The 20956-nt window shown below is 42.0% G+C and carries 17 protein-coding genes; 11 read left to right on the top strand and 6 right to left on the bottom strand.

All coding sequences use genetic code 11. The features are described from left to right. Positions 1 to 117 precede the first annotated feature (117 nt). The 9 genes from ACLOAU_RS17980 to ACLOAU_RS17940 all read left to right on the top strand — a co-directional run bounded on the left by ACLOAU_RS17980 (position 118) and on the right by ACLOAU_RS17940 (position 13069). The gene (locus tag ACLOAU_RS17980) at positions 118 to 693 is read left to right on the top strand and encodes an RNA polymerase sigma factor (RefSeq protein ID WP_427863292.1); all 576 of its coding nucleotides are present in this window, start codon (positions 118 to 120) and stop codon (positions 691 to 693) included. 188 nt (positions 694 to 881) lie between these two features. After that, positions 882 to 2009: a FecR family protein gene (locus tag ACLOAU_RS17975; protein ID WP_427863291.1), complete on the top strand. Its 1128-nt coding sequence runs from the start codon at positions 882 to 884 to the stop codon at positions 2007 to 2009. Positions 2010 to 2072: 63 nt separating this feature from the next. Beyond that, positions 2073 to 5414, top strand: coding sequence for a SusC/RagA family TonB-linked outer membrane protein (locus ACLOAU_RS17970; RefSeq protein ID WP_427863290.1), 3342 nt, complete (start codon positions 2073 to 2075; stop codon positions 5412 to 5414). A 26-nt stretch (positions 5415 to 5440) separates the two neighbouring features. Then, positions 5441 to 6883, top strand: coding sequence for a RagB/SusD family nutrient uptake outer membrane protein (locus ACLOAU_RS17965; protein WP_427863289.1), 1443 nt, complete (start codon positions 5441 to 5443; stop codon positions 6881 to 6883). A 9-nt stretch (positions 6884 to 6892) separates the two neighbouring features. Continuing rightward, on the top strand, positions 6893 to 7657 hold the full coding sequence (locus tag ACLOAU_RS17960) for a DUF4843 domain-containing protein (protein WP_427863288.1): 765 nt from the start codon (positions 6893 to 6895) through the stop codon (positions 7655 to 7657). Between the two features lie 34 nt (positions 7658 to 7691). After that, positions 7692 to 9176, top strand: a complete 1485-nt coding sequence (locus ACLOAU_RS17955) for a PKD-like family lipoprotein (RefSeq protein ID WP_427863287.1) — start codon at positions 7692 to 7694, stop codon at positions 9174 to 9176. Between the two features lie 32 nt (positions 9177 to 9208). Then, complete coding sequence (locus ACLOAU_RS17950) at positions 9209 to 10585, top strand: TlpA family protein disulfide reductase (protein WP_427863286.1); 1377 nt, start codon at positions 9209 to 9211, stop codon at positions 10583 to 10585. Positions 10586 to 10670: 85 nt separating this feature from the next. Then, positions 10671 to 11822: a thioredoxin family protein gene (locus tag ACLOAU_RS17945; protein WP_427863285.1), complete on the top strand. Its 1152-nt coding sequence runs from the start codon at positions 10671 to 10673 to the stop codon at positions 11820 to 11822. 8 nt (positions 11823 to 11830) lie between these two features. Continuing rightward, on the top strand, positions 11831 to 13069 hold the full coding sequence (locus ACLOAU_RS17940; protein ID WP_427863284.1) for a retropepsin-like aspartic protease: 1239 nt from the start codon (positions 11831 to 11833) through the stop codon (positions 13067 to 13069). A 152-nt stretch (positions 13070 to 13221) separates the two neighbouring features. Here ACLOAU_RS17940 and ACLOAU_RS17935 read toward each other — a convergent pair whose 3' ends face one another. The 6 genes from ACLOAU_RS17935 to msrA all read right to left on the bottom strand — a co-directional run bounded on the left by ACLOAU_RS17935 (position 13222) and on the right by msrA (position 18048). Beyond that, positions 13222 to 13710, bottom strand: coding sequence for a CAP domain-containing protein (locus tag ACLOAU_RS17935; RefSeq protein ID WP_427863283.1), 489 nt, complete (start codon positions 13708 to 13710; stop codon positions 13222 to 13224). A 13-nt stretch (positions 13711 to 13723) separates the two neighbouring features. Then, positions 13724 to 14191, bottom strand: coding sequence for a hypothetical protein (locus tag ACLOAU_RS17930; protein WP_427863282.1), 468 nt, complete (start codon positions 14189 to 14191; stop codon positions 13724 to 13726). A gap of 47 nt (positions 14192 to 14238) precedes the next feature. Continuing rightward, the gene (locus tag ACLOAU_RS17925) at positions 14239 to 15549 is read right to left on the bottom strand and encodes a radical SAM family protein (protein WP_427863281.1); all 1311 of its coding nucleotides are present in this window, start codon (positions 15547 to 15549) and stop codon (positions 14239 to 14241) included. A gap of 66 nt (positions 15550 to 15615) precedes the next feature. Further along, the gene (locus ACLOAU_RS17920; protein ID WP_427863280.1) at positions 15616 to 16155 is read right to left on the bottom strand and encodes a hypothetical protein; all 540 of its coding nucleotides are present in this window, start codon (positions 16153 to 16155) and stop codon (positions 15616 to 15618) included. 49 nt (positions 16156 to 16204) lie between these two features. Further along, positions 16205 to 17245, bottom strand: a complete 1041-nt coding sequence (locus ACLOAU_RS17915; protein WP_427863279.1) for an agmatinase family protein — start codon at positions 17243 to 17245, stop codon at positions 16205 to 16207. A gap of 257 nt (positions 17246 to 17502) precedes the next feature. Next, positions 17503 to 18048, bottom strand: coding sequence for a peptide-methionine (S)-S-oxide reductase MsrA (gene msrA / locus ACLOAU_RS17910; protein WP_427863278.1), 546 nt, complete (start codon positions 18046 to 18048; stop codon positions 17503 to 17505). Between the two features lie 301 nt (positions 18049 to 18349). Here msrA and ACLOAU_RS17905 point away from each other — a divergent pair, with 301 nt between their 5' ends. Both ACLOAU_RS17905 and ACLOAU_RS17900 read left to right on the top strand, forming a co-directional pair. Next, entirely contained in the window at positions 18350 to 20452 is a 2103-nt protein-coding gene (locus ACLOAU_RS17905) for an endonuclease MutS2 (RefSeq protein ID WP_427863277.1), read from the top strand. 98 nt (positions 20453 to 20550) lie between these two features. Next, the gene (locus tag ACLOAU_RS17900) at positions 20551 to 20949 is read left to right on the top strand and encodes a Dabb family protein (protein ID WP_427863276.1); all 399 of its coding nucleotides are present in this window, start codon (positions 20551 to 20553) and stop codon (positions 20947 to 20949) included. The last annotated feature ends 7 nt before the right edge of the window (positions 20950 to 20956 follow it).

Raw genomic sequence — 20956 nt, 5'->3', positions numbered from 1 at the left:
CCCTCTTTTTATTGAGCAGGAGGAGCAACGTATATTTATAGTCATATTTTTACGGATCATCTGAATAAAATATAACATTTTATTCATCATTAATTAATTTTGCGGCTATTCGACGCTATGGATGATCATTCCAAAACGGACTCCTTTTCAGGCGACAGCGCATTATTGCGATCTGACGACGAGCGTAATTTTCGCTTGTTATACGATCGTTACTGGAAGGATCTATATCAAAAAGCTATGAGCCGGCTGGATAATTCCAGTGATGCCGAGGAGGTGGTCCAGGATATTTTTGTAAGTCTCTGGAACAACAGGTACACTGTGGTGGTGGAAGAGTCGCTACGCGCTTATCTGTTTACGGCGGTGAAATATGCTGTCATAAAAAAAGTGCAGCGGGAGCAGGCAAGAGGACGGATTTTTCCCCTGAATATCGAAGCTATCGAACAAATAACGCTTTCCAACGAGGAAATGCTTTATTATAAACAATTGGAAGCTCTTATTGACAGCGAGGTGCAGCTGCTCCCTGAAAGAATGCAGGAAGTATACCGGCTTAGTAGAAATGAGCATTTGCGTAATAATGAAATTGCGAAGCAACTCAATATTTCAGAGCAAACGGTAAAAAATATACTCTCAGAATCTTTAAAGCGTTTGAGAGACCGGCTTTCCGATTACAAGTTTGCAATTTTCCTGGTATAGTATATACTGCTATTCTTCATTGGCAAGCTTTCTTTTCTAACGATCATATGAATAGGATTGGTGACAAGAGGTATTCTCTTTAGGGGGTGCTTTATTATATTATAATTAAAAAAATGTTATCATTTTTTGAATTCGAATAGTACTATTCTTTCTATCCTGGTATTCTATAAAGTAGCAAAGATGTTTACATGACGAAAGAGTCCTTTAAAACCATACTGATTAAATATTTAGAGGGTAATGCGTCTCCATTGGAAACAGCTTATGTAGAAAAATGGTACGAGCAGGTAGAGGAGATGAAAGGTCTTGATGGCCAGGATGTTGACGCTATTGGCGATGATATATACCGTCGCATTCATGAGCAGATCAACCCTTCTAAAAACAAGCCTGTTATTTCTTTTAAATGGCTGTATAGGGTAGCGGCGGTCCTGGTTCTGGTATTGGCTGTGGCAATTACTTACCAGTATTTTTTCCGTTCAGACCCCGGTATTATTGCCGACACAATAGTGCCCGGTACAGAGAAGGCGCTGTTAAAACTGGATGACGGTACTGTAATTGAGTTAGATAGTACAGGAGCAGGGAATGTTGCAACTGACGGCGGTTCTGAAATAGTAAAATTGAAAGACGGTACTATTGCTTATAACAATGTTGCAACCAATCAGGACGTAAAATTTAACGAGGTAACTATACCGGCCGGGGGAAGTTATAAGCTTCGTTTATCGGATGGTACCAGGGTTTGGTTAAACGCCGTATCCTCCATCAGGTTCCCGACCCGGTTTGCCGGTTCTGAGCGAAAAGTTATTGTAAAGGGGGAAGTTTATTTTGAGGTAACTCATAATAAAAAACAGCCTTTCATTGTTGAAGTACCGGGCAGACAGCAAATATCAGTACTGGGTACACATTTTAATGTAAACGCTTATGAAGATGAGGCTGCTGTTAAGACTACATTACTACAGGGCAGTGTGAAAGTGCTGGCGACGGGCTCGGGCAGGAATGTTGTACTGCACCCCGGACAGCAAACAGTAGTGCGCGCGGGCAATGCAATTGAAACTATTACCGGAATAGATATAGAAAAAGTAATGGCCTGGAAGAATGGCTACTTTGATTTTGATCAGACCGAGATATCTGAAATCATGAGACAGGTATCCCGATGGTACAATGCAAGTATTGAAATGGATCCCAGGTTAAAGGGGCTCACTTTTAGCGGCAGAATACCTCGGACAGAGAATGTACAAAAACTGCTTAAGATGTTTGAAGCTACCAGCACCGTCAGGTATCGGGTAGCCGGAAACCAAATACAGATTTATCAAAAAAGATAGATGCGTTTTTTTTAAGACGTATTGGAGGATTACAATTTAAATGCTTATTTCATTATGAGATTAATGACGTTTCTATTATTCTTTGCCTGTTTCCAGGTGTTTGCTGGCGTGGGCTATGGTCAGTATGTAACCATCAGTTGCAAAAATGAGCGCATGGAGCTTGTATTGCAAAAAATAGAAAAACAGACGGGATATTCCTTTTTTTATAATGACCAGTTAATGCGTAATGCGGGCAGTGTTTCACTAACCGTAACCAGGACCCCCTTAAAAGAAGTATTAAACCGGATATTAGCGCCTGTTGGTTTGGGATATTCAATAGAAGATAAGGTGGTGATCATTTCGAAAGTAACCGAAAAGGTTGTGCTGGTTGATCAGGCGAAAACTGTACCACAAAGAAATCAGCTGGTTCCAGTTGTGACGCAAAATGTGTACCGTGCTTTTATACGCGGGGTGGTTCAGGATGAAAAAGGACTACCGATACCAGGGGCATCTATTATAGTAACAGGCACCAAAAGAGGTACCATTTCAAATAGTAGCGGCGAGTTTCTTATTGATGTACAGTCAGGTCAATCTTTAACCATTACGGCTGTAGGTTATGAGTCACAACAGGTGTCGATCGAAAAAGAAGGCCGGTTGCTGGTCAAACTCAAAATTCTGGAAGCGACAGAGGAAAATGTAGTGATCAACACAGGCCTTTTTTCGCGCAGAAAAGAAAGCTTTACCGGCGCCACTACAACATTTAGCGGCAATGAATTAAGAACCATAGGTAATTTAAACGTCGTTCAGAGTTTAAAAACACTAGACCCTTCGTTTATTGTGCTGGAGAATAACTTACAGGGATCCAACCCCAACGCTTTACCTACTATAGAATTACGTGGTAAAACCAGTTTGGCTGCAGCTACACTAAACGACGAATTTGCGGAAGATCCTAATCAGCCACTATTTATTCTGGATGGTTTTCCAACTACGCTTCAAAGAATTACCGACCTTGATATTAACCGTATTGAATCGGTAACCTTGTTAAAAGATGCAGCATCAACTGCTATATATGGCGCTAAGGCCGCAAATGGTGTAGTGGTGGTAGAAACTGTAAAGCCTAAACCGGGAGAACTAAGAGTAAGCTATAACGCTGATTTTATGGTTCAGATGCCGGATCTTAGTGATTACAACCTGATGAATGCGGCGGAGAAACTTGAATTTGAAAGATTAGCCGGTAGGTATACCCTTTATACAAACACACTACCTGAACAGCAAATTGCTTTGAACCAGTTGTACGATAACAAATTAAAGGAGGTGCAACGTGGTGTTAATACCTATTGGATGAACGAGCCTCTGAGGACTGCCGTGACCAACGGGCACTCTTTGCAGGTTAGCGGAGGAAGTAAGGAATTTATGTTCTCTATTGGAGGTAACTACAGGATGTTCCCCGGTATCATGAAAGGGTCAGGCAGAAATACTTACGGCGCCAATATCGATGTAACATACAGGATAGATAAATTTAGTTTTGTAAACAGGTTTAATTTAAGTGGGAGTAACGCGGATGAGTCGCCCTACGGCTCATTCTCTTTATACTCCCGGGCTAATCCTTACTACAGAAAATATAATGATGACGGTAGCATTTCCAAGTACCTTGAGCAATCGATCAATACCACATTAGGTAGCTACAATGTATACAACCCGTTGTATGATGCACAATTCAACAATATTAATAATTCTATCGGGAACCAGATCCAGAATCAATTAAGTTTGATCTATAGCCCCGTGAAGGAATGGCGTTTTTCAGCCAGTGCGAATGTTATCAAAAACAATGCATCAACTAAAACATTTGCACCTCCTGAATTAACCCGTTTTGATGAAGTGGATCTGTTTAAAAAAGGTCAGTACTCAAGGAGTAATACTACGTCCAACAATTTTCAGCTTAATGTGCAGGCAGCATATGCCAAAATCATTGAACGTAACCGGATCAATATTAATTTGCAGGGAGAACTGGAACACAGGGATAATAACAGGGAAAGCTATATAGCTGTTGGTTTTCCTGCCGGAAGCAATGGCAACCCGATATTTTCTTTTGGCTACCCCGAGAATTCCAGGCCAGGATATGCAAATTCGATAGCCAGGCGAAATAACCTTTTACTGTCCGTCAACTATTCTTTTGACGATACTTATTTTGCTGACCTGACCGGTCGTATGGACGGCTCCACGGCTTTTGGCTCTGCGCGTAAGTATACACCATTCTGGTCGGTTGGCCTGGGATGGAACCTTCATAAAAGGTTGTTATCGGAAGCGGCATGGATCAATTTACTGAGATTTAAAGGAAGTATTGGATATACTGGTAATCAGAATATTGGCTCTACTTCATCTACTTCTACTTATACGTTTGAGCAAGCAGTAAACTATTTCGGGCAGGGTATGAGCCTTACCACTTTGGGTAATAATGAGCTGAAATGGCAAAAAACACTTACTAAAAACCTCTCAATAGATTACACCTTATTCAATAACCGTCTTACAGGCTATGTAAACATCTACGATAAAAATACAGATCCCCTGATAGTAGTTTTAGACTTGCCTGCATCTACCGGCCTTTATGGATATGGTATGAATGCCGGAATGCTGAATACAAAAGGAATTGAGTTTAGTGCCCGTTATGCTGTTATATACAAACCCAAAGACAGGTTTATTTGGAATATAGGCATCAACGGGGCTGCCTTGAAATCGAGGTACGACAATTTTGGGGCAGCGCTTGCGGGAGTAAACAAAAATTTGCTCGATGATAAATCCCTGACCAGATATAAAGATGGCTATAGTCCCGACGATGTCTGGGCCGTGCGTTCCCTTGGTATTGATCCTGCTACCGGAAAAGAAATTTTCTTAAAGATAAATGGCCAGCAAACATTTGATTACAGTACGGATGATATTGTTAGGGTGGGCAATTCAAGGCCTGCAGTAGAAGGGGTGATCAATAACTCGGTAAGCTACAAGGGGCTCGTGGCAAGCATTGCATTACGCTACCGTTACGGGGGATACCTTTTTAATACTGTTTTATTCGAAAAGGTAGAGAACATATCCATAGAAGGTTTAAAAGACAACCAGGACAAGCGTGCATTATATGAGCGTTGGAAGAATCCGGGAGATATTTCCCAATTCAAGTCTATATCCTCTACATCCACTTCTCCCGCATCATCAAGATTTATGCAGGATGATGATGTTTTGATAGGGGAATCTATCAGCCTTGGCTGGCAGTTCATGCAGCAGTATAATCCATGGATCAAGAAATTGAGAGCGCAAAGCCTGGGTGTCACATTATATGCAAATGATATTTTCAGATGGGCTTCAACTTTAACCGAACGGGGTATTGATTATCCTTTCAGCAGAAATGTTTCATTAAAAATATCAGCGTCATTCTAATGGTCAAATCTCTCAAATCTACTACAATGAAAAAGAATCATAAGTATTTAAGTTTTTTTGCAGTTATCACTGTAACCATCACTTTGGGGTGTACGAAGTTTTTGGATGTAAAGCCGGAAGATAAATTTATTCAGGACCAGGTTTTTACCAACCGGTCTAGTATTAACCAGGTGCTGAACGGCGTTTATATGCAACTGGCCTCGACAACTTTATATGGACGAAATTTAACCTGGAGCACAACAGAGTTATTGGGTCAGCGTTATAATACTTCCACCAGCCAAAGCCCCTGGACTGTTTTTTCTAACTATAGTTACGGAGACCAGAATGTGATGGACGCTTTTGAAAGTATTTGGGAAAATGCCTATGTGGCTATCCTGGGGGCTAATAATTTTATTGAATCACTATCGAAAACATCGGGTATTCTTTCAGAAGCAGAAAAAGCCCAGCTATTGGGAGAAGCTTATGGGTTACGTGCTTTTCTGCATTTTGATTTACTCAGGCTATATGGTCCGATGCCTGCTAACGCAGACTCTGTCTTAACGTCGATTCCCTATTATACCCGGCCAGTTGCTGCCGCCGAAGAAATTATTCCGGCCAACCGTGTGATCGATAACATCATTGCTGACCTCAGGCAGGCCGAGGAATATTTGTCAAACGATCCTGTAAGAACAACAGGGGTTAATCCTGTGGTGTTGAATGATGGAAATGATTTTTATCGAACCTTCAGGAACCGGCGGATGAATTACTATGCTGTAAAAGCATTGCAGGCCCGGGTATACTTATACAGGAATGATAAGGCTTCAGCGCTGCTGGCTGCAAAAGCAGCGCTTACCGGGGAAATATATTTCCCGTGGACAACTTTTGCAAGCATTTACACCGAGAAGGTAAACCCCGACAGAATTTTTTCCAACGAAGTACTTTTCGGCATACAGAATCCAACTATGTACCTTATACATGATGCTACTTTTAACGGGGCCATTTCTGATGCTGCCGTTCTCGCATCCCAACCGGCCCGTTTGGCTGCAGTATTTGAAAACCTCGAGGGAGACTACCGGTATACTACTACTTGGTTGTATCCCGAATCAGGAAAGAACTACAGGACCTTTTTTAAGTATGCGGACATCGTTGATAAAACAATCTTGAGAAGAATGTTTCAGCCTCTTATAAGGAAAACTGAACTGTATTATATTATATCGGAGTGTGAACCGGACAAAACAGAACAATTGCGTGTTTTGAATCAGGTTCGATTTAACAGAGGGCTGGCTGATCTGGCATCAACTGTTACGGTTAACACCGAACTGCAAAAAGAGTATCAAAAGGAATTTTTTGGAGAGGGCCAGCTCTTTTTTTATTATAAAAGAAAGGGCATTACTGCAATTCCCAATGGCGGCGCTGCCTCGGGAAACATAACTATGAATGCAGCAAAATACGTGGTACCGCTTCCTTTATCTGAAACTATAACCCGATAATTAACTTTTATGAGAAAGAATATAGTAGGCATTCTGGCTTTTGCAGCACTAAGCATCATGTCTTGCAAGAAGCAGCTATTGATGACTTATGAAAGTGCGAATAGCATCTATTTCGCACCTGCGGTATTTAATATGCCATTAGGATCCAGCCCGCTGTTGGATTCCACTGCGGTCAGCTTTGCTTTGGGAGGAAGCAGTACTAAAGATTCAAGTATTAAGCTGTATGTAGTTGTAACAGGAGCTCCGGCAGATCAGGACAGGGCATATAACCTGGTAGTAGACAGCGATTCTAGTACCGCCACCCCGGGCGTTCATTTTGTAGAACCGGCGCCCATTCAATATATCAGGGCTGGCAAAGTACGCGACACCATTAACCTGAAACTACTTCGGACCGCCGATATGCAGGACTCTAACTATAAAATCATATTCAGGCTACCCCCTAATGAAAATTTTAATAATGCGATGGAATATAAAATGACATCGGCGACCCGGAGGTTGAATTACACCAAATACACCGTTTACGTAACCGACATTCTTAAGAAACCTGCCAGGTGGTTAGATGCCTACCTGGGATCTTTTACAAGAAAAAAGCTATTCCTCATCTGTGAGCAGCTGAATACTACACCATCCTACCTGGACGCACAAATCAGCGTAGCGGATGTTAATTTTTTTGGCAAGTATATGCAGCGATACCTGAACCAGATGGCGGTAGACGGCAACCCGGTATATGAGGATGACGGGTCAAGGATGACCATGGGGCCTTCGGTGCAATAAGTATATCAATTTCAGAAAAGATAAAATAAAGTCGATGAGAGCATATATATTATTCTTACTTTCTCTGGTTTTACTGGCGTCCTGTTATAAGGATAAGGGAAACTACAACTATACCGATATTAACGAAATAGAAATCGGAGGGTTCAAAGACACAACGGTGTTCTACGGTGAACCCTATAAACTTGTTCCGCAGATTACCGGTACCATTGATAAAAGCATAGATACTTCCAGGTATATATTTAAATGGACGGCTATCGGACCCGGGTCATTGCTTATAGGCGACAGGGTAAAGGAGTTGGGATCTTCATTTACACTGAACTTAACTACGGTTACTTTGCAGCCTTCAACCTGGACAGTGTATTTGTTTGTAAAGGACAGGGAAACGGGTATCACCTGGAATAAATCGTTTAAACTGAATGTATCTACATCCATTTTTGAAGGATACCTATTGCTGACAGATGTTAATGACAAGACCAGGCTGGACATGCTTTCCTATAGGGACGGCAATTTTGTGCTGATGAAAGACGTACTGTCGTCTGTTGGTTCTACCATACCTCAGCAAGGTAAGCCTCTTCAGATAGTTAGCTACAACTACGATCCAACCATGTGGGGTATTTACCTGCTGACAGAAACTCAAACTACCAAGATTCACCCTGAAACCTTTGCATGGCAGTTTACCTATGATATCAACTATGAAATGTCAGCAGGGGCAGTACCTGCCACCTTCAAAGGAAAATATCTGAAAGGTGGGCTTAATACGGCCTGGCTCGTGGGAGAGGATGATAACCTGTATTACTATTACAGGGTCTTTCAAATAAAGATGGGATTACCTGTAAATATAGAAGCAGGCCAGGTTGCTCCATTTAGAGTGGCTCCTTTTATTGCTTCCAATTCGGCTGGCGTGGCTATCATGTTTGATAAGGATGCCCGGCGCTTTATACGTCTCGCCAGTGGCGGCGCAGTAGCTACAAAAATGAATAACGGAACCTTATTTGATCACAATAATGTGAAAGGCGATCTGCGTTTTATGGAGAATTTATATGGAACAGATAATGTATATGCTGTACTTCATTATCCCGATTCCTCTAACAAAATTCATGTAGCCAGATTTGCGATGACTGGGGTACAAAGCTACTATGCCCCGGTTCTGGCGCCGAATGTTGACAAGGCAGATTTTTACACCTTTAGCCCTGACCTGGGATATATGTTCTATAACATCGGTAGTAAAGTTTACGAGTATGATCTCTCATTAAAGACGAGCAAAATGATGATCGATTTTGGCATTAAAAAAATTACCCAAATGAAGTTCCAGGAATTTTCCAGGAGGACCTCCAAACCCGATACGTATGGCCAGTGGTATAATAGGCTCATGGTAGCAGTAGAAGACCCTGCTAAGCCCGTTGGAGAAAACGGGGAATTACACCTGTACACAGTTCCACCTGTAAACGGCGATTTAACTTTATTTCAATCCTACACCGGCTTCGGAAAGGTGAAAGATTTCACTTACAGAGAACGCTAGACCCTGCTAATTATATTTAAATACAATAAAAAATGAAAAAAATAACGACTCTTTTGTCATTACTCAGTATCGGTTTTTCGGTATTGATGGCTCAGAAACCCGTTACGATCGAAGGATCTTTTGCCCGTGAAAAATTTGCAGAAGTAAAACTCTTTAAGGTGGTAGACGGCACCAGTAAACCTATTGCTACTGCGCAGCCTAATAACAAAGGGAAATTCGGGTTCCAGTTTTTCCCGGAATACGAAGGCTTGTATATGGTAGGAACAGGAACCAATGCCAATCCGCAGGGTAACTACAAGTTTTGGCTAAAAAGCGGGGATAGGCTGGGTATTGCTATCAATGATACGGCTTATAGCTTAACGGGTGTATCGAATTCGAAAGAAAACCAGGTATTAACGCAGTGGTATAAAATGGCCTGGCTGGTAGAATGGAAATCGGTTTACTTTAGCAGGAATCAAAGTACTTATGTTGATTTTTTTCCCGAACTCGACAAATTGTTGCCTAAAGCTAAAGCCTGGTTAGCTGCGCCAAAGGCAACGGGTAATAAAAAATTTGAAGCCGCTTTAAAAGATATTGTAAACCTGGACCTGGCTTTTTTTGCGGTTAATTTTTTAAATACACCACGTAGTGCTCATCCTGATAAAGAAGAGCTTCCTGACTATTATTCTTCAGTATCAGTTAATAGTGTTTTTCCTACGGCCCAAAAGGCTTACGACTATCCCTGGGGGATGCGCGCTTTTTCAACCATCCTGATGCGCGATCGTATAAAAAGCGGTGAAAAGCCAAAGACTGGGCTGGAAGGAACCAAAGAAGTGTTTGCCTTAATTAACAACGATACCTTGAAAGGTGATTTTGCATTAGATCAGGCTGCTGTTATAAAAGATTATGGTAAATACCTGGAGTTTAAAAACGGCATTGAAGAATATATCCTGACTGAAAATCAAAAGCAACGCGAGTTCCAGATTAATAGCGCGCTGGCTACTTTAAAACCTGGAGACAAAGGCTATGAGTTTAAGTTTGAAGATAAAAATGGCAAGACCGTTGCCTTCTCTGATTTGAAAGGAAAAGTGGTTCTGATTGATACCTGGGCTACCTGGTGCGGACCCTGTAAAGTGGAAATTCCACATCTTAAAAAACTGGAAGAAGCCATGCAGGGTAAAGATGTTGCCATTGTAAGTATTTCTGTTGACGAAGAAAAAGATAAAGACAAGTGGAAACAAATGATTGCGGATCAAAGTTTAGGGGGCATACAGCTTTTCGCAAGCGGGTGGAGCGATATAACCAAGTATTATAAGATTACAGGGATTCCGCGTTTTATGGTTTTCGACAAAGATGGTAAGATTGTAACAGTAGATGCACCACGACCTTCTTCACCTGACCTGAAGCCGTTACTGGAAAAGTATCTCTGATGATTCGATTGGCTTGATGATTTTATAGCGGCGGTTCAAACGCTTAACCGCCGCTCTTTTACATACGCAATTAAAAATATTAGCAATGAAAAAACGATTCATGTTTTTCATCATGCTTCTGCCATGCCTGTTCGCGGCGGCTCAGGAGCAGGAAGTATTACAACATTTTGCAAGCTGGAACGAAGTGCTTGCAAAAGCCAGGCAAAGCAACAAGCTTATTTTTATTGATGTATATTTTACCGGTTGTCATCCCTGTGCCGTTATGGATAAAGAAGTGTTCACCAATAAGCTCATAAAAGAAAAGCTGGAGGCACACTTTATTGGTGTGAAAACCGATATTCTGAAAGAACCGCTTGGCGATTCCATCCTGCGAAAATATCAAACAATGGGTTTCCCGACTTTCCTGGTGCTGTCGAAAGAAGGAGCGCTGATTGATGCTACTAATGGCTTTGCCGATGTTGGAGTATTGATGGCGTTTCTCAATAACGCCGATAGCTTAGATAAGCATAAAACATATCTAAATGGTTTTGCGCCTAACCTGGATGTACCCTATGCACCAGCCTATCTCGATTATTTTGGCAAAGAGCGTAAGCGTGTCGATGACACAATTGCCAACAGGTGGATAATTGAAAACAGGAAACTTTACAAAGAAGCAGCCGATATGCTTTTTATGATAACCCGGAACCCTGCTTCGGGCCTGAAGGAAGATTTTATCAATAACTATAATGCCTACCGTGCACTGTACGGGCAGGCACTGGTGCTGGGTAAAGCAACAGCAATACTTTCGGCCAACCTGAAAGAAAAAGTTACCGGCCGTAATGATCAATTGTTTTCCGGTTTTTTAAAAACTTATCAGAATAAGTTCCCGGCGGCCGATTGGAAAATTATCAGGTTTCTGCTGGCTGATCACTATTACAATACAATAGTCAAAGATGCAGATGCTTTTTTAAGTTTCGCCGCTGCGAACCCGGTACTGTATAAGAACTATTATGGCGCTATGGTGAGTAACCTTACCAATAAACAACAACTCAGTCCCGAAAAACTTTTGTTGCTGGGTAAGTGGGGAGCTGACGCGATAGATGAGCATACGGCTTTTGAAACTATCTTAACTATAGCCAGGGTGTATCAACAGCAAAATAAACCCGAAGTTTATAAGAACTATGTACAACTGGCTATTGATAAGGCACGGAAATACGAAGTAGATACAAAGGCTTATGAAGCCATGCTAACCAATTAAAAAAAGAAATGAGAAAGAAGATTTTTTTAGGTATCAATTTATTGTTATTGGGTGTGACTGTACACGCGCAGGAAGCTGAATTGAAAGCCAGGATAGAAAAAGTGAGCGCTGCATTTTTGACACATACAGATAGCCTGATGCGCCCTTTTCTGGCAAAAGATTTTTCGGTAGGGGCTTACATGGGCCGGTCAGCCTTGCAAAACCTGAAGGCTGTTTTGAACAATTATAAATTAGACGCCCTCGTGTATGACGGCCTGCAGCAAAAGGATTCTAACTGGCTGGTATCAGCAAAAGGGCACAATGCAGATAGTTTCGTTACTCATCTTTACTTTAATAAGAATCTTGAATTGAGACACTTCGATATTGCTGATAAACTGTATGGAATGAATCGCAATAGCGAAAGCCGAAAAGTAGCTACAATTCCTTTTGAAAGCCGCAATGGGTCTATCATTCTTACAGTTACGCTTAACAAAAGTCAAAGGCCTTTGAAATTGCTTTTTGATACAGGCGCAGATGGTATGATGATCAGTAAGGCACTAGCGGATACATTAGGGCTGGTTGCTTCGCATCAGCAACAGGCTTCAGTAGTAGGCGGCAATATTGATATTGGAATATCAAGAAACAACACGGTTCATTTCAATGATTTTGGGATTGACCAACAGAGCATTGCTATATTCGGTAACCGGGAGCCGGGAACAGACGGTATTATCGGAAACACCATTGCAAAACGTTACATTACTTATGTAGACTATGATAAGAAGGAACTGACGCTTTATACATTCGGGAAATGGAATGCTTTTACGGGTGGAGGGAGCCAGGTACCGGTAGATGTGTCCTCAGGTAATATACAAATGGATGCAGTATTAAGCGTACAGAAGGAAAAACCAATTAATGCGAAGTTTATTCTGGATACAGGCGCCGGGTATGAGCTGATTGTTTTTCGCCCGCTGGTTTTAAAGCACAGGTTATTGGTAGATGGATTTAAGGCCGACTCCTCGGGCGCTACCGTAAGTATGGGTATTTCAACACCTGTTTTTTATGGCAAAGCCAGCCAGTTAACATTAAGACCTGATTTTATTGTAAATAACCTGCCTGTTACCCTAATGGGAAGCGGCGCCAGCACTGCATCCTGGAGACCTGGAATGGATGGCTCGCTTGGTATTAAATTTATCTCCCGGTATAATTTTGTAATCAACCTGATGGAAAAGTATGTCGCTTTTATACCTGGTAAAAGAAATAACTTTTAAATAGGTACTGTGGGTTAAGCGATCCATTTCCCTATTGTCCCGGGATATAACACTAACAGAAGTTCCTTTCCTTTTATAAAGGGCCTGCGGTTGTTGAACGGAATTTTCGGGAGTTTGCATCGATTACCTCGTTAGGCGTAGTTCAGCCTGCGTTACAAAGCACGCGCAAATACCTGCGTCCAGTAAGCTCCTGATTTAGCTGCGCCCATTTCAGTAGCATTTCTGTTCATAATGTTTTTACAATGGCCCGTGCTGTTAAGCCAGCTATTCATTACTTCGTCTACGGATTGTTGTCCCATGGCAATATTTTCGGCGAAGAAATTCCACTTGTAGCCCGCTGCTGTAATCCGCGTACCGGGGTTAGAATTGCGGTTGCCGGTATGGCTAAGCTTTCTGCGGCTACTCATATAATTGCTATGCGATTGAGCGGCCGACTCCAGGCGGTCATTCCATTTTAAAGGCTTTACCGGCGGCATTGTAGTGCCTCCGCATTTACATCCCTTACTACGTACCCGGTTAACAGCCTGCAATAAATCGCGTGGGTCGACAGAATATGAATTTCGTCCGGTTGACTGTGCAGTTGAACAACCCAACCATGTAAACAAAATTGCAAAAAACAGGATAGAGGCGCTGAGTTTCATTATAAGGGTTTTATTATTTTTTATGTTCCTTTTTGTAAGCTGCGCTTATCGCTTCCAGTTTTTCAAGGAAGGGGCGGACAGTAGCTACGGCTTCGTTGGAGCTGCTGCCATAAGAAATTGAATGGATATCGTTTTTGTCTTTAACGGTTACCCGAACATCACAACCGTCGGCGCAAACATTGCACAGGTTGATATTAATTTTTTTGAATTCCTGCTGGTTAAGCAGCGATACCAATTCGTTCCATTGCTTTTTATCAGTGGAAATAGAAGTTTCTGTGCCTTGCGCCGGGTCGCAGGAGGGCGAGTACCGGTATACCGATTTACCGGCATTGATCACCAGTGAATCGCCGCCTGTACACCAGCCACAAACGGTACTGATACTTATAGCAAGATCACCGTTGGAAAGCGCAGTAGATTTTTGCTGACAGCCTGTGACTGTTAATATTAAAGAAATGATTAGTGCAGGTATCGAATAGCTCATTGATTGAAAATATTTTTAAGCAGGGATCACCCAATACCTCAAAAATGCTACCAATGTGCAAAATCCAGTTCGTAATTTCCTTTTATCCTTTCCATAGGAGGGTTAAAGTAACCATATTTCAGGTCGGGAAATTCATTACGTATTTCCTGTAATAATTGTTGCACGCCCATGCACTCACCGGTATCGGTAGCGCCAATTTTACCCAGGTACCAATCCGGATCGATATTGAAATTACGCCACTGGATCATTTTTAGATTGGTTTCTTTAATCAGTTTACGCAGTGCTTCATATTCGGCAATGCTATCCGTCATACCAGGGAATACAAAGTAATTGATCGAGGTCCAGCCGCCAAAACTATTTACTACTTTCAGGCTTTCAATAATATCTTCAAATTCGTAGTTGTTAGGGCGGTAGTAAGGCATGTACACTTCCCGGCGGGCGCTGTTAGTACTAACCCTGATCGAATTAAGTCCGGCCTCGCACAATCTTTTTACGGCGTCGGGTTTCGATCCGTTGGTATTGATATTAATGCTGCCTTTATCGGTATGCTTTCTTATTTCTATAATCGCTTTTTCGATGGTTTCCCACATTAAGAGTGGTTCACCTTCGCAGCCTTGTCCAAAGCTGATCAACGGGAAAGGAGCGGTCTGCAGGTGCGGTACGGTAAACTCTACAATTTCTTCTACTGAAGGTTTGAATTTCAACCGGTCCTGTGTAGAAACGATGGTTTCCTCATCGGGTTGCAGCGAGATACACCCTACGCAATTGGCATTACAAGCGGGAGATGCAGGTACCGGGCATTCCCATCTGCCCATAAAATAATTACGCGCAGCCGGACAATGATAAGTTAATGCGCAATTCTCTGCCAAATGCTTTACCAGCCGGTTATGCGGGTAGGCATTGATCAGCTGTTCTACACCAGATTCTACTTTATCGGTATTAAAACCACTGCATTCCTGTCTGATGTCCTGCTCAATACGCATCGCAGGTACATAAAACTTATCGTCTTGCCAGCCCACGGCGGTGTAGCAAAAAAGCGGGAGGGTAGGTGCGTCTGGTGCGGTTTCGTAAGCGGATAAATAAAAGCCTGTATGTGCCGGCGGAATAAAAGCCGCCACAGCCCAGCCTTTTTCGCAAAGCCTCATGTCGCCGGTTGCTACATCAATACCAATTCCCCTGCGGCCCGGCAGCTCATACAGGGAACCTCCATCGGGTAACTCAATCCACTCATGTTCAGGAACAGGCATGGCATCCCAGCCGGTGCGGCCGGTAACATATAAAGAAGTATCCTCGAAAATATTGCCCTTTCCGTCGGAGTAAAGGATATAGGGGGATGATGTGAGGCTGTTCTGTTTCAATTACTCTATTTTAATGATGACAGGTAGCAGATGACAGCAGTACTTTCAACTGCGAACTGTCATCTGTCAAACTAATTTCGTCCTGCAAAAGTCGTTAAATTCCGGCTCATTCGCCGCATTATCTGTATATTCTACCAGATGCTGGTAAATTTTGTTGTTTTTCAGGTCAATGGTGAGGATGTCGTCTTTAAGGATCAGGTTACTGATTTCAGACCACGGAATGATTTTAGCCGGAAATGTGGGATAACTAACTCCCTCTTCCGATACAATTATTTTTAATTTGCGGGTTGAGATGAAATATAAACCCGCCAGTAGCAGGTTAATCCAGATACCCATGTTGTATTCTGTGCGGCTCCAGAAAAGCGCAATGATTACCAGCAGCAGTACATTGGACATAAGGCCCTTTTGTTTTTTATAAGCTCTGTAGTCCCATATTCCCCGAAAAACTGCCAAAAAAAGCAGTAGCAGGTAAATTCCCTGGCCCCATGCTTCCTGTTGCGGACTAAGCAGGTATAAACCGGCTATATTCAACAAAATAATGGCATAGGAAAAGACCTGGTAGGTTACCAGTTTTTTATTGGGAATGATAAATTGATAGCTGGGCAATGAAAAGTATCCTGTTTTTATTACTAATTTAATTAAATATAAAATTCAATTAATTACTGGTTGTTAAAGCATTACAAAGCTTAAATAAAGCTCTGGCTCCGACATTTGCATTCCACTCTGTATCGCCAACGCCTACTTCAACCAAATCGAATCCTATTACTTTACGACCACTTTTAAGTATTTCGTGGAACAGGTAAAACATACGGTCCAATTCAAACCCGCCGGGAACGGGCGTACCGGTATTAGGGCAAAGTTTGGGATCCAGGCCATCGATATCAAAGCTGATATGTACTTTTTGTGGGAGGCTATCAATTATTTCAGCTGCAATTTCTCTAAAAGTATCGCCGCCAAATTGTCTTTCCTTGATGTCCTGGTCGAAATAAGGAATCACCCGTCCGTTGCTGTTCTGTATATATTCCCATTCGTCCTGGCTCATATCCCTTACGCCTACCTGGGTAATGGTTTTGATCTGGGGAATCTCGTTCAGCGCATTATACATGATGCTGGCGTGTGAGTATTTGAACCCTTCATAGGCCTTCTTCAGGTCGCAATGAGCGTCTATTTGCAGGATTCCATATTCATCATGTTGCTCCGCCAGGGCTTTATACAATCCGAAGGGAGTGCTATGATCGCCACCCAGAAGCCCTACGAGCTTTTTGTTCTTCAAATGCATTTTTGCCTGTTGATACACCCAGTTATTGAGATATTCCCCGCCTTCATTCACTTCGCGGATCGATTTACACATAAACTGGTTGGCCTTTAATTCTTCTCCACGGGATATATAATCAATATACAACTCGGCTTCTCTTCTCAGGTAAGCGCTTTTTAATTGTAATTGTTTATCAGTGGGAGTCAGGTAAAAACCTCTTTTCCAGGCATCGGGAAATTGGGGGTCGTACAGGTCAACCTGGAGACTGGCTCTGCAAATGGCTTCAGGAGCTTTTGCGGTACCCGATCCATAACTTACGGTTACCTCCCAGGGAACACTTATTACAATCAGGTCAGCGTTTTCTTCTGTACTGGGCAATCCAAAAACATTGTTTTCGGGATTACTAACTGCATTCTGATCGAAATTTTTTAAATCCAACATTGCTTAAAAAATTTGAAACGGGCCGCAAGATACGCCGATTATATGATAAGACAGATTAAAATATTCTAATTCATGACGGCCCGAACCTGGTTTAGAGCCGGCTCAATCATGATGGCACCTATAAACTAAAATATAAGTTACAATCCTTAATTATATGATAATAAATTAAAAACCTCACAAGTTGTTACCCTGTGAGGTTTTTATATTTGTCCTTCTTGCTCCGTGTTATTATTTCAACAAAAACCAAGCCTAACAGGTTATTTCTTCAATTTATCTTTAAAAGCTATTTTAAATTTATCTACTTTGGGGCGTATAACCACTTTACAATAGGGGTTTTTATTTTCATTACCGTTAAAATACCCCTGATGATAATCTTCTGCAGGATAAAAATTGCGGAACGACTTGATCTCTGTTACAATTGGATCGCTGAAAGCACCGCTTTTATCTAAAGCATTTTTGTAGTATTCTGCTTTTTCCCTCTGATTATCATTATGATAGTAAACGCCACTTCTGTATTGAGTGCCAACGTCATTTCCCTGGCGATTCAAGGTGGTCGGATCATGAGTCTTCCAAAAAATCTCTAGTAATTCATCAAAAGAAACCACCGCAGGATCATATACGATCTGAAGGGCTTCTGCAAATCCGGTAGTTCCGGTGCAAACTTCTTCGTAAGTCGGCTTTTTTGTGTCTCCATCCGTATAACCACTGGTTACTTTTTCCACACCATTTACATCCTGAAAAATGGCTTCCGTACACCAAAAACAGCCGTTCGCAAAAGTGGCTGTATCTTTCTTATTTTCCATTGTTGATTTTTTATTTTCCGGGCCCGTAAATTGAACAGATTCTAATTTACTGTTTTTCTTCTGCGCACAGGCGCTAAAGGCAGTTAAGATAGTCAAAAGAGCCGGCAAAAGAATTTTATGCATTGTTTTATTTTTAATCTAACAATACCTACGGTTAAAAGTTTATTATGGTTTGCTACTTACTGTTAAAGCATTTTTAAACCCTGCCTGATATGAAATTATCGTTGCCTACAGCTATCGAAAATAGGAATTGCAGCAATTAATGCCGTAATTTTGCTGGTTTTACTAGGAGAAGAATCACATGAAATTATACCCCGAATCGGCGGCGTTGCAGTTAGAGTTTGAGAAGGTTAAGGAACTTTTGGTGGCCCATTGCCAAAGCAATTTTGCGCAGGAAAAAGCCAGCCAGCTGCGCATCCATACCCATAAAAAATTTGTTGATGCAGAACTGAGACAGTCTCATGAATTTAAACAGCTCCTGATCAATGGCATTTATTTCCCCAACGACTATATTTTAAATCTTGCCAAAGAATTAAAGCTTTTATCGATTGCGGGTGCTGTTTTGCAGGGGGAAGACCTCATACAGATCCGTAAATTGGCGGAAAGTATGGAGAAAATTTTCCGCTGGTTTAACGATGAACGCAAGAGCGTCTACTCCGGTTTGTACGAAATAGCAAAGCATACTTATTACGAAAAAGCTATTATTGAACTTATTGATGAGATAATAGATGACCAGGGAAATGTAAAGGATTCGGCCTCCGAAGAGTTGAAGGAGATCCGGTTAAGCCTGTACCGTAAAAGAACGGAGCTGAGGAAGATTTTTGACCGTATCATTTCCAAGCTGAATAAGCAGGGGTACCTGGCCGAAATTGAAGAAAGCTTTATGAATGGCCGCAGGGTGCTGGCGGTTTTTGCCGAACATAAACGTACCGTGAAAGGTATTTTACATGGTGAAAGCGATAGCCGTAAAACGGCATTTATTGAGCCGGAAGATACGATGCACCTCAATAACGATATCAGCGACCTGGAAAACCAGGAGCGGAAGGAGGTATACCGTATACTGCGCCAGCTAACTTCCAGACTCTCCAAATATGCGGACCTGCTGAATGTCTATCATGTTATCGTGGGAGAGTATGACTTTGCACGAGCCAAGGCAAAGTTTGCTGTTGATGTGAATGGTGAGTACCCGATTGTACATGACAAGGCTTTTGTGCACCTGGTAAATGCCTATCACCCGCTTTTATATCTATATAATAAGAGAGCTGATAAACCAACGATCCCGGTTTCGATCAGTTTGGATGAAAACAAGCGGATACTGGTAATAAGCGGTCCCAATGCTGGTGGTAAAACCGTAACCATGAAAACGATTGGTTTGCTGCAAATGATGTTGCAGAGCGGTTTGCTGGTGCCCGTGCATCCATCAAGCGAATTTGGTATTTTTAAACAACTGATGATCCATATAGGCGATACCCAAAGCCTGGAATTTGAGCTGAGTACTTATAGTAGTCACCTGATACACATGAAGCATTTTATGGAAAATGCCAATGGAAAAACTTTGTTCTTTATTGATGAGCTGGGTAGTGGCAGTGATCCTAACCTGGGCGGCGCTTTTGCAGAAGTGATTTTGCTGGAGCTGCTACGCAAGCATTCATTTGGTGTGGTTACCACGCATTACCTGAACCTGAAAGTAATGGCGGGTAAAACGGCCGGTATTGTGAACGGAGCAATGGCGTTTGACGAAAAAAGATTACAGCCTCAATACCAGCTGATCGTGGGTAAGCCGGGAAGCTCTTATACTTTCTCCATCGCGGAACGGATCGGGCTGGAAAAAAGACTGATCGAAAAAGCCCGGGGGTTGGTGGAAGAAGATCAATACAGGCTGGATAAGCTATTGAACCGTACCGAGCAGGACTTAAGGGATATTGCTAAAAAAGATAAAGAGCTGGAGCGACTGATCAAAGAAAACGAACGCCTGCAAAAAGAAATGCAGCAGGTAATGGATAAGGAACGCCATAAGCAGCAGGTGGCAGTGCTGCGTGAGCAGAACAAGATAAGTGAAGACCGTATCACTTATTTGAAGGACATGGAGCGTAAACTGAAGCAAATAACCATAGAGTGGAAGAAAGAAGAAGATAAGCAGAAATTGATCAAACAAATGGCTGCCCTGTTGTTTAACCGGCCCGAAGGCAAAAAGGCCAGCAAAATGCAGAAGAAGCTGGAAAGTAAATATAGTGAAGTAGGTGGCGATATTAAAGTGGGTGATAAAGTGAAGATGAGACGTAATCACCAGGTAGGAAAGGTATTGGAAATAAAGGGTAAACGAGCGGTAGTAAAAATTGGTTTGCTGCCGATGCAGGTTGAACTAAGCGATTTAATTGTGGTGAAAGAAAATACACCGGCATAATGCGTCAACCATTTTCGCTATAAATTAATTTTAGGTATTAACCCGACACCGGTATTTTAGGCTTTGTAACAATATCACAACACGATAATATCAATTTCATGAAACAATCGCCCCGCCGGAAATTTATAAAGAATGCTGCAATTGTAGCCGTGGCGCCAACTATTTTAAGTATGGAACAGCAAAAAAAATCTACCATTATTCATCATGTTTTTTTCTGGCTGAAAGAGCCGGGTGATACCCAAAGGAAAGAGCTGATAAAAGGTTTGCAAACTTTAAAAGCCATACCGCAGGTAAAAAAAATGCTTGTAGGTGTTCCCGCATCTACCGAAAAACGCGATGTTGTAGATAACAGCTTCCATGTATCAGAGTTGATGTACTTTAATAGCGTGGAAGACCAGGATGCCTACCAGGTGCACCCGGTACATAAAGCTTTTGTGGACCAATACAGTCATCTCTGGGAAAGAGTAGTGGTATATGATATGCTTACGGAAGGTTAAAGGCTAA

The sequence above is a fragment of the Paraniabella aurantiaca genome, from assembly GCF_050309965.1.
Classification (GTDB): domain Bacteria; phylum Bacteroidota; class Bacteroidia; order Chitinophagales; family Chitinophagaceae; genus Niabella.
Note: the sequence above shows the minus strand (reverse complement) of the source record. Positions and strands in the feature narration are given on the sequence as shown.

Excerpts from the sequence above, each read along its gene's own strand:
- ACLOAU_RS17980 (WP_427863292.1), top strand. The coding sequence starts at position 118 with ATGGATGATCATTCCAAAACGGACTCCTTTTCAGGCGACAGCGCATTA.
- ACLOAU_RS17975 (WP_427863291.1), top strand. The coding sequence starts at position 882 with ATGACGAAAGAGTCCTTTAAAACCATACTGATTAAATATTTAGAGGGT.
- ACLOAU_RS17970 (WP_427863290.1), top strand. The coding sequence starts at position 2,073 with ATGACGTTTCTATTATTCTTTGCCTGTTTCCAGGTGTTTGCTGGCGTG.
- ACLOAU_RS17965 (WP_427863289.1), top strand. The coding sequence starts at position 5,441 with ATGAAAAAGAATCATAAGTATTTAAGTTTTTTTGCAGTTATCACTGTA.
- ACLOAU_RS17960 (WP_427863288.1), top strand. The coding sequence starts at position 6,893 with ATGAGAAAGAATATAGTAGGCATTCTGGCTTTTGCAGCACTAAGCATC.
- ACLOAU_RS17955 (WP_427863287.1), top strand. The coding sequence starts at position 7,692 with ATGAGAGCATATATATTATTCTTACTTTCTCTGGTTTTACTGGCGTCC.
- ACLOAU_RS17950 (WP_427863286.1), top strand. The coding sequence starts at position 9,209 with ATGAAAAAAATAACGACTCTTTTGTCATTACTCAGTATCGGTTTTTCG.
- ACLOAU_RS17945 (WP_427863285.1), top strand. The coding sequence starts at position 10,671 with ATGAAAAAACGATTCATGTTTTTCATCATGCTTCTGCCATGCCTGTTC.
- ACLOAU_RS17940 (WP_427863284.1), top strand. The coding sequence starts at position 11,831 with ATGAGAAAGAAGATTTTTTTAGGTATCAATTTATTGTTATTGGGTGTG.
- ACLOAU_RS17935 (WP_427863283.1), bottom strand. The coding sequence starts at position 13,710 with ATGAAACTCAGCGCCTCTATCCTGTTTTTTGCAATTTTGTTTACATGG.
- ACLOAU_RS17930 (WP_427863282.1), bottom strand. The coding sequence starts at position 14,191 with ATGAGCTATTCGATACCTGCACTAATCATTTCTTTAATATTAACAGTC.
- ACLOAU_RS17915 (WP_427863279.1), bottom strand. The coding sequence starts at position 17,245 with ATGTTGGATTTAAAAAATTTCGATCAGAATGCAGTTAGTAATCCCGAA.
- msrA (WP_427863278.1), bottom strand. The coding sequence starts at position 18,048 with ATGGAAAATAAGAAAGATACAGCCACTTTTGCGAACGGCTGTTTTTGG.
- ACLOAU_RS17905 (WP_427863277.1), top strand. The coding sequence starts at position 18,350 with ATGAAATTATACCCCGAATCGGCGGCGTTGCAGTTAGAGTTTGAGAAG.
- ACLOAU_RS17900 (WP_427863276.1), top strand. The coding sequence starts at position 20,551 with ATGAAACAATCGCCCCGCCGGAAATTTATAAAGAATGCTGCAATTGTA.